At 37.0% G+C, this 13,307-nt stretch carries 12 protein-coding genes; 4 read left to right on the top strand and 8 right to left on the bottom strand.

The window, feature by feature from the left end:
• Window positions 1–670 precede the first annotated feature (670 nt).
• From accA to dnaE, 4 genes are all read right to left on the bottom strand, one after another.
• On the bottom strand, window positions 671–1,645 hold the full coding sequence (gene accA / locus J5J03_RS20570) for an acetyl-CoA carboxylase carboxyl transferase subunit alpha (RefSeq protein WP_208592256.1): 975 nt from the start codon (window positions 1,643–1,645) through the stop codon (window positions 671–673).
• Window positions 1,623–2,501, bottom strand: a complete 879-nt coding sequence (gene accD / locus J5J03_RS20565) for an acetyl-CoA carboxylase, carboxyltransferase subunit beta (RefSeq protein WP_208592255.1) — start codon at window positions 2,499–2,501, stop codon at window positions 1,623–1,625. The genes accA and accD overlap by 23 nt, the downstream gene beginning before the upstream one ends.
• Window positions 2,502–2,553: 52 nt before the next feature.
• Window positions 2,554–3,120, bottom strand: coding sequence for a FadR/GntR family transcriptional regulator (locus tag J5J03_RS20560; protein ID WP_208592254.1), 567 nt, complete (start codon window positions 3,118–3,120; stop codon window positions 2,554–2,556).
• 88 nt (window positions 3,121–3,208) lie between these two features.
• Entirely contained in the window at window positions 3,209–6,496 is a 3,288-nt protein-coding gene (gene dnaE / locus J5J03_RS20555) for a DNA polymerase III subunit alpha (RefSeq protein WP_208592253.1), read from the bottom strand.
• Window positions 6,497–6,643: 147 nt separating this feature from the next.
• Here dnaE and J5J03_RS20550 point away from each other — a divergent pair, with 147 nt between their 5' ends.
• Together J5J03_RS20550 and ytrI are read left to right on the top strand one after the other, a co-directional pair.
• Entirely contained in the window at window positions 6,644–6,976 is a 333-nt protein-coding gene (locus J5J03_RS20550) for a YtrH family sporulation protein (protein WP_208592252.1), read from the top strand.
• Window positions 6,976–7,488, top strand: a complete 513-nt coding sequence (gene ytrI, locus J5J03_RS20545) for a sporulation membrane protein YtrI (RefSeq protein WP_208592251.1) — start codon at window positions 6,976–6,978, stop codon at window positions 7,486–7,488. The genes J5J03_RS20550 and ytrI overlap by 1 nt, the downstream gene beginning before the upstream one ends.
• 48 nt (window positions 7,489–7,536) lie before the next feature.
• Here the strand turns inward: ytrI and J5J03_RS20540 are convergent, their stop codons facing one another.
• Window positions 7,537–8,481 carry a DHH family phosphoesterase gene (locus J5J03_RS20540; RefSeq protein ID WP_208592250.1) on the bottom strand — a complete coding sequence of 315 codons (945 nt, stop codon included), beginning with the start codon at window positions 8,479–8,481 and terminating at the stop codon, window positions 7,537–7,539.
• Between the two features lie 150 nt (window positions 8,482–8,631).
• Here J5J03_RS20540 and J5J03_RS20535 point away from each other — a divergent pair, with 150 nt between their 5' ends.
• The gene (locus tag J5J03_RS20535) at window positions 8,632–8,931 is read left to right on the top strand and encodes a YtpI family protein (RefSeq protein WP_208592249.1); all 300 of its coding nucleotides are present in this window, start codon (window positions 8,632–8,634) and stop codon (window positions 8,929–8,931) included.
• A gap of 511 nt (window positions 8,932–9,442) precedes the next feature.
• Here J5J03_RS20535 and J5J03_RS20530 read toward each other — a convergent pair.
• Window positions 9,443–10,756, bottom strand: coding sequence for a DRTGG domain-containing protein (locus J5J03_RS20530; protein WP_208592248.1), 1,314 nt, complete (start codon window positions 10,754–10,756; stop codon window positions 9,443–9,445).
• Window positions 10,757–11,136: 380 nt separating this feature from the next.
• Between J5J03_RS20530 and J5J03_RS20525 the strand changes: the two genes are divergently transcribed.
• On the top strand, window positions 11,137–11,781 hold the full coding sequence (locus J5J03_RS20525; protein ID WP_208592247.1) for a transcriptional regulator: 645 nt from the start codon (window positions 11,137–11,139) through the stop codon (window positions 11,779–11,781).
• Window positions 11,782–12,115: 334 nt separating this feature from the next.
• Here J5J03_RS20525 and J5J03_RS20520 read toward each other — a convergent pair whose 3' ends face one another.
• Window positions 12,116–12,991 carry an IS3 family transposase gene (locus J5J03_RS20520; protein ID WP_208585884.1) on the bottom strand — a complete coding sequence of 292 codons (876 nt, stop codon included), beginning with the start codon at window positions 12,989–12,991 and terminating at the stop codon, window positions 12,116–12,118.
• Window positions 12,988–13,307: transposase (locus tag J5J03_RS20515; protein WP_208586293.1), on the bottom strand; the 320-nt coding region annotated here is incomplete at its 5' end. The genes J5J03_RS20515 and J5J03_RS20520, both read right to left, overlap by 4 nt.

Raw genomic sequence — 13,307 nt, 5'->3', positions numbered from 1 at the left:
CATTTCTCTTCACATTGAAAGTTTTTTTGTTTATTATCGTTTATCAAATACAAAAAAACTCTCTATTTATCTTTATAATAAATCGTATTAGATACATACTGGGAATCAGGTGAAAATTTTGAAAGTGAGACTTTCATCCATTCTTTCCATAGGAAGTACTAGAATACCGAGACAGAATACTCCGCAACGACGATCATCCACTCATCTAAAGAGAGCAAATCTATGTCACTTTACGTCGTAGTATATGTATGCACTATTTTCACCAGTGCAATGAAGAAAAACTGAGCAAAATTCGCTCCATCCTTATCACTAAATGCTCAAGATTCACGCTTCCTCTAGCGGCCATTATGGAGTTATATCAACTGCTTACCTCCACTCCGGCTGTCCACTTCCCATTCCGTGGGGTTTGTCCTTCAGCTAACTTTTTCGAGCAAAAACCGCTCGAAAAAGTGGATCTTCAGGCCAAACAATTCTCACAGGAGTGAAAGTGGGCGGCCTACGCTAAATACTGTTCTACAACATATGTCAGAGCTAGAAACTTGGATTATTATTCCATAAAAACGCTAAAATATAGCATTGAAACCTCTAAAAAAGTTATGATACCAATGTTTATATACTTTCCTTACAAGTTAGAAAAACCCCTCCTGAAGTTGGAGAGGTTTATGTGCGTTTAGACTTCTACTTTTTCTATTGATGATTGAACTTCGCCGATTTGTTTGTATTTTTCCCATCGTTTTTCGAGTAAGGAGGTTTCATTTTCCTCTTCTAACTCTCTTAATGATTTATCTAATACTTTGCTGATGCTTAATGCTTGGGTAACCATATCACGGTGTGCTCCACCAAGTGGTTCTGGTATCACCTCATCAATAACATCTAATTCTTTTAAATCAGGAGCGGTTATTCTTAACGATTTTGCAGCTTTCTCTGCTTGTCCTGAATCTTTCCAAAGCAATGCTGCAGCACCTTCTGGAGAGATAACGGAGTAAGTTGAATTCTCTAGCATGTGAATTCGGTCTCCTACACCAATACCTAAAGCACCACCGCTTCCACCTTCACCAATTACCACACAGATAATAGGAACTTTAATTCCAGCCATCTCCATCAAATTTCTTGCGATAGCCTCACTTTGGCCACGCTCTTCTGCCGCTTTACCTGGATAAGCACCTTTGGTGTCTATAAAAGTAATGATCGGTCTGTTGAACTTTTCTGCTTGTTTCATATGACGCAATGCCTTACGGTAGCCTTCAGGATGTGCCATTCCAAAATTACGTTTTAAATTTTCTTTTGTATTCTCTCCTCTTTGATGCCCAATTATGGTAACAGGTTTACCTTTGTATTTTGCAATACCGGCCACCATTGCTGCATCATCACCAAAGAGGCGATCACCATGAAATTCAATAAAATTAGTAAATAATTGCTCAATATATTGTAATGTAGTGGGACGGTTGGCATGACGAGCGATTTGTACACGATCCCAAGGTTTTAACTTCCCATAAATATCATTTTCTAGTTTTGCTAACCGTTCTTCCATTTTACTTATTTCATCAGATAAATCTATATCGCTGTCTTTTGTCATAGCTTTTAATTCTTCAATTTTCTCACGTAATTCAATAACAGGTTTCTCAAACTCCAGCACTTGATTCAACTGTTTCACCTCCAAATCCATGGATGTCTAGTATCGTTCCTAGTGTATCTCGCATCTCTCCACGAGGGATTACTTTATCGACTTGTCCGTGTTTCAACTGAAATTCAGCAGTTTGAAAATCTTTCGGTAGTTTTTCCCTAATGGTTTGTTCGATAATTCGTCTACCAGCAAAACCAATTAGTGCACCTGGTTCTGCGAAATGGTAATCCCCGATCGAAGCAAAACTAGCAGATACTCCACCTGTAGTAGGATTTGTCATCACAGAAATAAATAAACCATTTTCCCTATGCAAGCGCTGAATGGCAATGGATGTCTTTGCCATCTGCATCAAACTTAATATACCTTCCTGCATACGTGCGCCACCTGATGCAGTAAAAATAATAATCGGCATTTTTTCTTCACGAGCACGTTCTATCGCTCTAGCAATTTTCTCACCTACAACAGATCCCATACTTCCCATTCGAAAACGTGAATCCATTATTGCGATTGCCGTTCTGCTCTCATGAATTTTACCTTCACCAGTTACTACAGCTTCATTTAATCCTGTTTTTATTCTATCTTTTTCTAATTTTTCTTCATATTGAGGAAATTGTAGTGGATTTTGCGATAACAAGTCTTTATCCCATTCCTCAAAACTACCTTCATCAAATAGAATGTGAATACGGTCATAGGCAGAAATTTGATGATGATGTCCACACTCCGGGCAAACATTTAAATTTTTAATAAGCTCTTTTTGATAAAATATTTTTTTGCATCCACCGCATTTTTGCATCAAACCTTCGGGGACATCTTTTTTGGCATTCTCACCAGGAATGGATGCATATTTTTTCTTTTTTCCGAACAAATCTTTCAACAAGGAAGATTCCTCCTTCTTCATTACACTACAATGTATTCAAATCTAAAATTGCTTATTCAATTGTTTTTTTGTATTTTTTTAACATATCATAATAATATTGATCAGAATAAGCATCTTGCTCAATATTCTCTGAAAAGTCTTGCATAAGACGCCATATTCTTAACAAAAGCTGATTGCCGTTTGCTTTAAAAAAGACAAGAAAAAAACGATGATGTTTTTCCTCTGTCGATAAAGATGAATCAGCTAAAATCTCCATTAACTGTCTTATTTGTTGATCTGAAAGCGAATCAACGGATAATACATGGTTTTCTAATATTTTTTTCGCTTGCTGTAATTCTTCTTTTATTCGGGAATCTTGTAAGACAAATGATGCTAACAATTCTACGGCTTGGAACGTTTGATAATCCCTTAAATACGTACCTTCCCCTTGCCTTGTCTCGATTATTCCCAATAATTCAATAGCTCTTAAAGCTTCTCTAACAGAGGATCTAGCTGCATCTAATTGCACAGATAACCGCCTTTCTGACGGCAGTCTATCTCCAGGTAAATACCCATCTTCTTTGATAAGGCGCTGAATTTCACTTAGCACTTGCTGATATACTTTACTGCGCTCTGACATCACTTTCCCCCTGTTAAAGTCTTTACTGGTCAGACCAATTAACTATTACATTATATCAGATCAATAAATGATGTAAAGGGGCACCCTTTTATGAAGAATGCCTAATCACTACATTATTTTCCCCAAAATATTGTTTTAACTCTTTTACAACATTCCACGCACTATCCAAATTATAGTTAGTTGATAACTTAAACAATTGTCGTTGATTTTCTTGATAAAGGTAAACAGTTGAAGACCCAGGAAACTTCGTTGCTAACTCTTGCAGTTTCTCTAATGATTCTTCTTTCTCGTCTAGTACTTTAATATATACACTGTCTGTGGTTAGTTGCTTCTCCTCCAACTGATATGGTTGAATATCATTCACAATCAGTTGTTTTTTTTCATTTCGTTCTTCTAATTTCCCTTCAACAAAAACAAAACTATCTTCTTCAAGCCAATGATTTACTTGTCGAAACACATTAGGAAATAATACTGTCTCCATTTCACCAGATTCGTCCGAGATCGTTGCAAAAGCCATTGTTTCGCCTTTTTTAGTTCGGATAACTTTTAGCGATTGGACTACTGCAGCTATCTTTATCTTTTTCTTCTTGAGTTGGTGTGTTTGTTGAATCGAAATATATCCATACTTGCGAATTTTATCGCGTACCTGGGCTAATGGATGAGTAGATACAAAGAATCCTATCACTTCTTTCTCCATCATCAATTGCTTCATAATTGGATATGGATCTGTCTCGGTATAAGAAACATCTAACGCTAAATCCCCCTCAAAGAAATGAATTTGATCATCAAATTCTCTAAATAATTCGCCTTGTTCCATTGCCTCATCAAGACTAGCTAACAAGGTGGCACGGTTGTCATGTAACTCATCAAATGCTCCAGCTAATATTAGTGACTCAATAATTGTCCGATTGATTTTTTGCAACGGGACACGTAAGCAAAAATCAAATAAATTTTTAAACCGTTGATTTTTACGGGCATCTAATATCGTTTGTACAGCTTGAAATCCTATTCCTTTAATGATATTTAAGCCAATTCTGATACCACCGTCTTCTGCTTTGAATTTACCTATACTGTGATTAATCGATGGTGGTAAAACCACAATATTTCTGTTTTTCGCTTCTCGTAAATAATTTTGGATTTTTTCAGCATTCCCCATATGCATACTCAACATTTCAATAAAGAAGGCAACAGGGTAATTTGCTTTTAGGTATGCTAATTGATAGGCGATAACACTATAGGCAACAGCGTGACTTCGGTTAAATCCATAATTAGAGAATCGGACAATCCAATCAAACACTTCTTCTGCTGTCTGGCTATCGTACCCATTTTGCAAACTTCCATTGATAAATTTTTGTTTATTCTCCATTAAAAGAGTTTTATCTTTCTTACTGACTGCCCTTCGAAGAATATCTGCTTCACCATATGTAAAACCAGCCATTTTATGAACAATTTGCATAATCTGTTCCTGATAGACGAGCACGCCATATGTTTTTTCCAATATCGAGGCTAAATCAGGATGAAGGTGGGGGATTTCCTTCTTTTTATGTTTACGTTCGATATAGGTTGGGATAAACTCCATTGGACCTGGTCGATACAGAGCATTTACTGCTACGATATCCTCAAAATTAGTCGGGCGTAATTCCCGTAAAACTTTTTGCATCCCTTGTGATTCCAATTGAAAGATGCCATTTGTTTCACCTTTTTGTAATAGCTTATAGGTATTTTCATCATCAAAAGGAATATTTTTTAAAGAAACAGATTTCTTTTGATGATATTCAATTTGTTTTAAAATCTTTTCAATCAATGTCAAGTTACGTAACCCAAGAAAGTCAATTTTTAATAAACCGATTTTCTCCAGATCATTCATTGGATATTGTGTTAACGAGACATTACTTTGAGACGGCATCGTTGCGACGTGTTGTGTCATCTCTTGATCACTGATAATAACGCCGGCAGCGTGTGTCGATACATGCCGTGGGAGCCCTTCAAGCTGATTAGCAATTTTAAATAAACGTTTCAACTGATCCGATTGTTTTACATACTCCGTTAACTCCGGTGTTTGCTTTAATAATGCCGCAATACTACTATTACTATCCTTTGGCAATGATTTTAAAATATAAGCCTGATCGTTATCAGGGATGTCTAATACCTTAAAAAGCTCTCTTAACAAAGATCGTGCCGCAAATGTGCCGAAAGTAATGATTTGTGCTACATGATCACTCCCATATTTCTCTACAACATAACGAATCACTTGATCTCTCTTCTCATCGGAAAAGTCTATATCGATATCAGGCATCGTCACACGATCCGGGTTTAAAAAACGCTCAAATAACAAATTATATTGAATTGGATCGACATCTGTAATCCCTAAAAGATAGGCGACAAGTGAACCGGCAGCTGACCCACGACCTGGTCCAACCATAATTTGATTTTCTTTTGCATAATTGACAAAGTCCCAAACAATAAGAAAATAATCACTAAAGCCCATCGATTGAATAACATCGATTTCATAGTGGAGGCGATCTGTAATCTCGTCAGTCACATGTGAATATTTATCAGGTATTTGTTCTTCACACAATTCCTCTAAATATTGATCGGCATGCATACCAGCTGGGACAGGATATTTAGGTAATAATCTTTGTTCTAAACGAAGCTCAATATGACACTGTGCTGCTAAATGATTAGCTTCGGTCAGTAATTCTGGCCATGCTCGAAAAGCTATGTTCAATTCTTCAGCAGATTTTAAATAAGTGCCTGCCAACTCCTCTAGCATTTCCTTGTTCCATTTCACGCCTTGATCCATAGCCCGCAAGCTACTATAAGCAACAACTTCTTGCTTATTCAAATACCTTACATCCGACAAAGCGACCTTCTTAATATTCAGTTGTTCCAATGTGTTTCGCTGATCGACTAATTGCTCTGATACACCAAGATAAATATTGTTCCAACCACTTTGTGATCTAATTTGTTGGAGATTCGTTTCTAGTTGTTCTACTTGCCACTGTTCGGCAGGTAAAATGGTAAAAAGAGACTCATCGTGGTTCTTCATCGTATCAATCGTTATTTTTTCCCCGTGCTGCAGTGCAGTACTTATTTGCAACAAATGCTGGTAGCCTGTTGCATTTTTAGCTAAGGCAATAACGGCAACTGAATGCTCATGGAGTTCAACACGATAGGAAAGCCCGAGTATCGGATTAATGCCTGCCTTCTTACATGCTTGATAAAAAGGAATCGCTCCATGCATAATTCCTTCGTCCGTCAATGCCAGGTGCTGATAGCCATAGCTCTTCGCCTGTTTGACCAATGGTTCAATTTGGATCGTACTATTCATTAATGAGTAGCCAGTTTTCACTTGAAGTGCAGATAAGTGCGACATATTATCACCTCCTGATGCAATGCGATCAAATGTTTTGTTTCTTTATTATATCAGACCTTGTGCAACTTGTAAGTTAGTAAACATATAGTAGACAAGTTTGCCATATATTTTAATTGAGGATTAAATTAATTCGCGGGAGGGGTGTGAATGGAAGAACGCTTCATGGCAACGATGATTCAATGTTATTTTATCGCTTTTGGTGTAATGATTGGTGGTTCAATCATTGGAAGTATAGGTGCATTTGTAGCTGGTGATGCTCCATTCACACATATAAACCGGATCGCTAAAAATTTACGTATTTGGGCTATTGTTGCAGCAATCGGGGGGACCTTTGATGCCATTTATAATTTTGAAAGGGGTATCTACGAAGGGTCTACTATCGATTTAGTCAAACAAATTTTACTAATTATTACTGCAATGGGCGGTGCACATACTGCAATATTAATCATCGAATGGATTATTCAAGAGGAGATACAATAATGCACATTCCACCGTATTACAAACGTCCATCATGGCAACGATTTCTGGCCGGTGTTGCGATTGGCACGATTATCGGCTATATTATTTTTATTTACATGTTTGGCGAATTACAAGAAAAGTGGATTGAAGAAAACCTGGCATTGCGCGGAGATCTTCAGGACCTTAGACAGAGCTACGAAAATTTACGAAAAAATCACGAGGCACTCGATCAGCAAACCAAAAAAGGTTTGCAAGTTGGAGAAATTAATATTGAATTCCTAAATCTGGAGGAATTAAATATAGACTCTGATCGAATTATGATTCAACAATTAGAAGATGCTGTTCGAACTGAAGCATCTCATGCTATCGGAAAAAGCGTTGATGAGATTATCAATTCAATAGATTTACTTATTTCGACCATTGAAAACAAAACCATTAATATAGATGATTTTAGGTTTCAAGCAGAAGTTCGCAGAATAATTGTGACAGAGACAGTATATTTATCGATTGAACTTAAAATGGCAGAATCCTAATTATTTCTCAAGGTCATACAATTGACCTTGAGAGATAGGCTTTTAAGATTATTGCTCTTTACAAACTTCTTCTAAATCAGCCAAAACATTGTCTACTGTCTCCCACTGATGAATTTTAGCACCTGATGCAAGCGGATGTCCGCCACCTTCGTAATTTGCTGCTACTTGATTAATAACGGGGCCTTTGGAGCGAATTCGAACACGAATAACATCGTCTTCTTCGACAAATATCACCCATACTTTGATCCCCTCAATATCTCCTAACACCCCTACCACAGAACTAGTCTCCGATGCCTCTACTTCAAACTCATTTAAAATATCCTTTGTTAATTTAACATAGCTTACACCGGCTTCTGATACAGAAATATTTTGAAGAATGTAGCCTTTCAATTTGGCAATGTTTAAGCTTGTTTTGTACATTTCTTCGTACATCTCAGTGCGGTCGAAATCATAAACAACTAATTCTGAGGCATATCGAAAAGTCCTTTCAGTAGTGCTCGGAAATAAAAAGCGACCAGTGTCACCTACTATTCCACTATATAAAAGAAAGGCAGCTCTATCAGTCATTTTTATCCCGTTGCCTTTCTGTTCTGTATAAAAATGGTAAACCATTTCACTTGTAGAACTTGCATCTACATCTATCCATTGCAAATCTCCATATGCATCCACTGCTGGATGGTGATCGATCTTAATCACTTCCTTAGCTAACTCGAAGCGTTGATCAGAAATTCTTTCTTGGTTTGCTGTATCACAAACAATAACAAGTGAATCTGAATAAACACCATCTTCGATAACATCCATTGTTGCTAAAAATGATAAAGAGGCTTCCTCTTCACCAACTACATATACATGTTTGGCTGGAAAGCTTACTTTAATAATTTCCGCAAGTCCACTTTGAGACCCATATGCATCAGGATCAGGACGAACATGGCGGTGAATGATAATCGTATCGTACTGTTTTATTTTCTCAAATATTTGCAACATTACTGACATATACATACTCCTTTTTTGTACCTATTATCCTTTTTCACTAGCAATTCTATTATAGTCACGATACAATAGAAAGGTATTTTTATCACGGTGCTAGTCGTCCGTAATACCCCACTGATGGATATAGCTCGTTATGTTATTGGAGGTTTTACTATGGTTATTTTCCCAATCATGATTATCTTATCGTTTATGATGTATATTTATTATAAAGTAATGATAATAAGGGATCGTGATCCACTGATGCAAGAGATTAAAAATGCAAAAGCTCGAATAGCGTTGGGTATTTTTATCAGCGTTTTTGGTGTCAATCAATACTTATTTTATCAAACACAGCTTGCATTATTTATAACACTTGTATTTCTTTTCTTTGGAATTGTACAAGGTTACGGCGGGATTAAACGGTTGTCTCATTATAAGGAAGAATATCAAAAAAGAGCACAAACGAATCAATAACGTTTTAACGAAAGCAAATTACCATAAGGTAGTTTGCTTTTCTAATAAAGTGAGACTATGCTTAGTGAAACTTTTCAAGGTGTTAACGTCTATTATTATCCCTAAACACTTGAAGCTTGAAGTGGGGGCTAAAAGGCGATTAGCTCTGTGATAAGCTTCGAAGTACTTTTCTTTCATTCCGAAGTTTGGTTAGTGGTGCAATATACTCCTTCAAGAACCTCGCCATGAGGCGGACATTCGTTCCGTTATTTGTGACAAAAGTGCCGTTTTTGTCATGTTGTCGGACATCTATTCCGCAATTCATCAGAAATAACACTATTTTTTGTCAAAAGTTATCAAATAAGGGATTGATTGTCCGCCCACATCGAAAAAATGGGATTATCGAGGCACTTAAGGTACTAAATGTCCGCCTACCACATAGCTCTCTCGTGATGTCACTGAAAATTTTCACAAGTTCAAAGTTTTTATCCTATTGATGGCTAAAAACGGTTTGGGCAATGCTCTACTTTGATTAACGATCAATTAACTGTGCCATCAGCATCGCTTTTCCGACTACTTTTTTCTCATGATATACCTCGATATCTACTTTTGCCGACTTTCTGCCAACATCGATAATTTTTGGTTGAAAGGTAACCGTCGTTTCTAATTGAACAGGTTTTATGAAATATACCGTTATATTCTCTACAACCAAGTCACCTTTCTTCTGATGCCGCAACAATCTACGCGCGGCTTCAATAACAAAGGAAACAAATACTCCATATGATAACGTTCCTAACTGATTCGTCATTTGCGGAGTGATCTCGGCATGGTAAGTAGAATGTTGTGGGTCTGTAGGTGAATGATCAAAATAGTTTGAAACGATGTCATCAATTGTTTCACCAACTTGTGGCTGTTTTTGAATGTGCTGAAGTGCTTTCAACACATCTTGACGAGAAATAAGCCCCTCCAATTGATGATGATGATCCACAACAGGCATGATTTCTATACCTTCCCACACCATCATATGTGCCGCATATGCCAGCGAGGTTTCTTTCATCACGGTTAACGGATTTTTGGTCATCACCTTTTCGATTAACATATCCATCTTTCGTCCAATTACATCTTTTGATGTAACAATCCCAACTACTTTATTTTTTTCATCCACTACAGGATACCGGCTGTGTGTTGTTTTTTCTTCCCATTCATACCATTTGGCAACTTGATCTTTTGTCATTAAGAAATATGTATCTTCTACCGAGGTATAAATATCACCGACCAGAACAATCTCTTTCTTTATTAGCTGGTCATATATAGCTCGGTTAATCATCGCAGCTACTGTAAATGTATCATAACTAGTTGATATAATTGGTAACTGTTTCTGATCTGCTAATTGCTTGGTTATATCATCCGTATCAAATCCACCAGTAATAAGTACAGCCGCACCCTCTTTTAATGCTAATTGATGGGCTTCTGTACGATTACCAACTATCAAAAGAGAATCCTTTTCCGTATAGCGCATCATTGCATCAAGCTTCATCGCACCGATAACAAACTTGTTTAATGTTTTGTATAAGCCGTCTCTTCCTCCAAGTACTTGTCCATCTACGATACTTACAATTTCGGCAAAGGTTAGATTTTCAAAGTTTTCTTTTTGTTTGCGTTCGATTCGAATGGTTCCTACGCGCTCAATGGTACTAACCAGCCCCTTGTTTTCTGCTTCTTTTATGGCACGATAAGCTGTTCCTTCACTTACATTTAGCTCTTTAGCAATTTGCCTTACAGATATTTTATTTCCTACTTTTAAGGATTCAATAAAGGATAGAATTTGTTCATGTTTTGTAGCCAATCGCTTTTCACCATTCTTTCATCTGTACTAGTATATTTTCCTCTACTATAATTATACAGTTGTTCGTTGTAATATTCAATTTATTCTTGAAATATTATGCATTTCTTACGTTTATTAAATAATCAATTTGTACTGTTTTATCTTTTGTTAATTATCTGTATTAATTAACAAATGATGTGTTTTTCTTAGATTAACAGAATATAAGTTTGTTGACTTTTGCGATTGTTGGTTGTTGCACTGCCTTACGTAAACTTCTTATTGCTTATTAAGCATACTTAAGGTACTATACAAATATCTAATAGTTTTTGTTCCCCTACTCTCTACTACTACCCACACTTATTATTAAAAACCCATGTTTATTTTGAAAAGGATGTGTTTACATGCAACCATTTAATCAAGCTATCGAAGAATGGATACACAAGAATATCGCTGAAGAAAAAAATCACAGGAGACGAGAAATATTGAAGAAAGGATTGGGACATGGAACTGTTGAATTTCTCCGCTGTATTTGGTATCCCACTGTAGGTAATTTTGATGATTTATATCCAGAATGGGAAGTTCGAGATTTCAATAATGGATATCGCTATCTAGATCTCGCCTATATGCCAGGTGGAGCTAAGGGAGGAATCGAAATTCAAGGATACGGGCCCCATGCTAGAGACCTAGATGTCAGAAGATTTAAAGATTTATGTTGGCGTCATTCTTTATTAGCTCTAGATGGTTGGATATTCCTCCCTATTGCTTATTTATCCATCAAAGATGAACCTAGAAAATGTCAACAGCTTATCCTTTCTTTCATAGGAAAATTCATTTCAATTGAAACCCCTTCTTCTTTAACTTGGGTCGAATCAGAAATTATCCGATATGCTCAACGTGTATTACGCCCCTTTACACCTCAAGAAATAGCACAACATCTTCATATAAGTGATCGCCATGCAAGACGCCTTTTGCACAAAATGGTTGATTCCCAGATTCTAAAAATAGCAAGTGGCAAAGAAAGAATACGGACTTATCAACTAAAGTAAGTCTATGAATTTCTTGCGGACATTTGTTCCGTTAAATAGCATAAAAAAGGGGAATTCAAGGCTTGTAACGGACATCTATTCCTTTATTCACCGAAATTATGCTTCTATTGAACGCTTTTTACTAAAATAACGGAACGGATGGACTTCTGTCAAGAAAGTGGACACCTAAATAACGAATACATGTCAGATTACCGTAGCCTTTTCTTCACTTTTCAAATGATAGATGATACCGCGGAGGCATCAAGCCCAAACCACTTGACCCCTCCACGGAATCATCTGGCTAGTCGCTAAGTGATGAAAAGGCAACTTACTGCTTCGATAAGTGCTCTTTCTTTTATGCCGCATGCTGCCTATCGTATTTTTGCTTGAACGCTACCGGAGATATAAAACCAATGGATCCATGTATTCTTTTTCGATTATAGAAAAGCTCTATATAACGATAAATCTCCGCGTAAGCTTGCTCCTTCGTTTGAAATCGTTGACCTCTCATTAATTCTTTTTTGATTAGGCTGAAGAACGATTCTGCACAAGCATTATCATAACAATTTCCTGTACGACTCATGCTTGCCTCCATACCAAATTCTTTCAGTTTGTCCCGGTACTCCGTAGAAGCGTATTGTGTACCACGGTCGGAGTGGTGAAGCAAGCCTTTTTCTGGGTTTCTTAACGTATAAGCATCTTCTAGTGCTTGAAGAACTAATGACGTTTCCATATGTCCATCTAAGCGCCAACCAACTATTTCACGAGTATATAAGTCCAGAATCGCAGCTAAATATAAGCGCCCTTGTCGACAAGGGATATAGGTGATATCAGCTACCCATATCTTGTTTGGTTCTGGTGCTGTAAAGTGTTGATTTAACCTATTAGGTGCTACAGGATCATCATGATTTGAATGCGTTGTAGATACTTTATATGGCTTAGATACACAAGATCGTAAGTTTAGTTCTTTCATGTACACACTAACGGTTCTTTCTGTTACTTGATATCCTTCTTGGACTAATAGCTTTGTGATTTTGGGACTACCATATATACTGTCAGCATCGTAATAATGGTATTTAATTCGTTTCTTTATGGCTTCCCTACGTATTTCTTGTGGACTCGGCTTATGCTTTCTCCATTTGAAATAACCGCTCGTAGACACCTCTAATACTTTACACATCTTCTCCACTGAAAACACCGAGCGATTGTCTTCAATGAATAGAAACTTCATTTTTTTGGTCTGCTGAAGATGTGCACCGCCTTTTTTACGATAGCCAATTCTTCCTCGGTCTCCGCTATTTTCTTGTCTTTTGCCTTTAGTTCCCGTTCTTTTTCCTTTAGTTCTCGCTCCAGTTTCTTTAAACGTTCTTCCACCACCACCGGTTCGTTTTCAAATTCGCGATATTTACTCATCCATTCATGCAGACAACTTAGTGGAACCTTGATATCTTCCGCAATCTCTGTCATGGTTTTCTTTTGCTTTTGCTCTTGCGCAAACTTTACCGTTTCTCTTTTAAACTCTTCACTGTATCTTTGCCGATGTTCTC

Origin of the sequence: Gracilibacillus suaedae (assembly GCF_017599345.1) — a bacterium.
GTDB classification, from domain to species: domain Bacteria; phylum Bacillota; class Bacilli; order Bacillales; family Amphibacillaceae; genus Gracilibacillus; species Gracilibacillus suaedae.
Note: the sequence above shows the minus strand (reverse complement) of the source record. Positions and strands in the feature narration are given on the sequence as shown.

Excerpts from the sequence above, each read along its gene's own strand:
- J5J03_RS20520 (WP_208585884.1), bottom strand. The coding sequence starts at position 12,991 with ATGAAGTTTCTATTCATTGAAGACAATCGCTCGGTGTTTTCAGTGGAG.
- J5J03_RS20535 (WP_208592249.1), top strand. The coding sequence starts at position 8,632 with ATGGTTATTTTCCCAATCATGATTATCTTATCGTTTATGATGTATATT.
- J5J03_RS20550 (WP_208592252.1), top strand. The coding sequence starts at position 6,644 with ATGGAAGAACGCTTCATGGCAACGATGATTCAATGTTATTTTATCGCT.
- J5J03_RS20540 (WP_208592250.1), bottom strand. The coding sequence starts at position 8,481 with ATGTCAGTAATGTTGCAAATATTTGAGAAAATAAAACAGTACGATACG.
- J5J03_RS20560 (WP_208592254.1), bottom strand. The coding sequence starts at position 3,120 with ATGTCAGAGCGCAGTAAAGTATATCAGCAAGTGCTAAGTGAAATTCAG.
- J5J03_RS20525 (WP_208592247.1), top strand. The coding sequence starts at position 11,137 with ATGCAACCATTTAATCAAGCTATCGAAGAATGGATACACAAGAATATC.
- ytrI (WP_208592251.1), top strand. The coding sequence starts at position 6,976 with ATGCACATTCCACCGTATTACAAACGTCCATCATGGCAACGATTTCTG.
- dnaE (WP_208592253.1), bottom strand. The coding sequence starts at position 6,496 with ATGTCGCACTTATCTGCACTTCAAGTGAAAACTGGCTACTCATTAATG.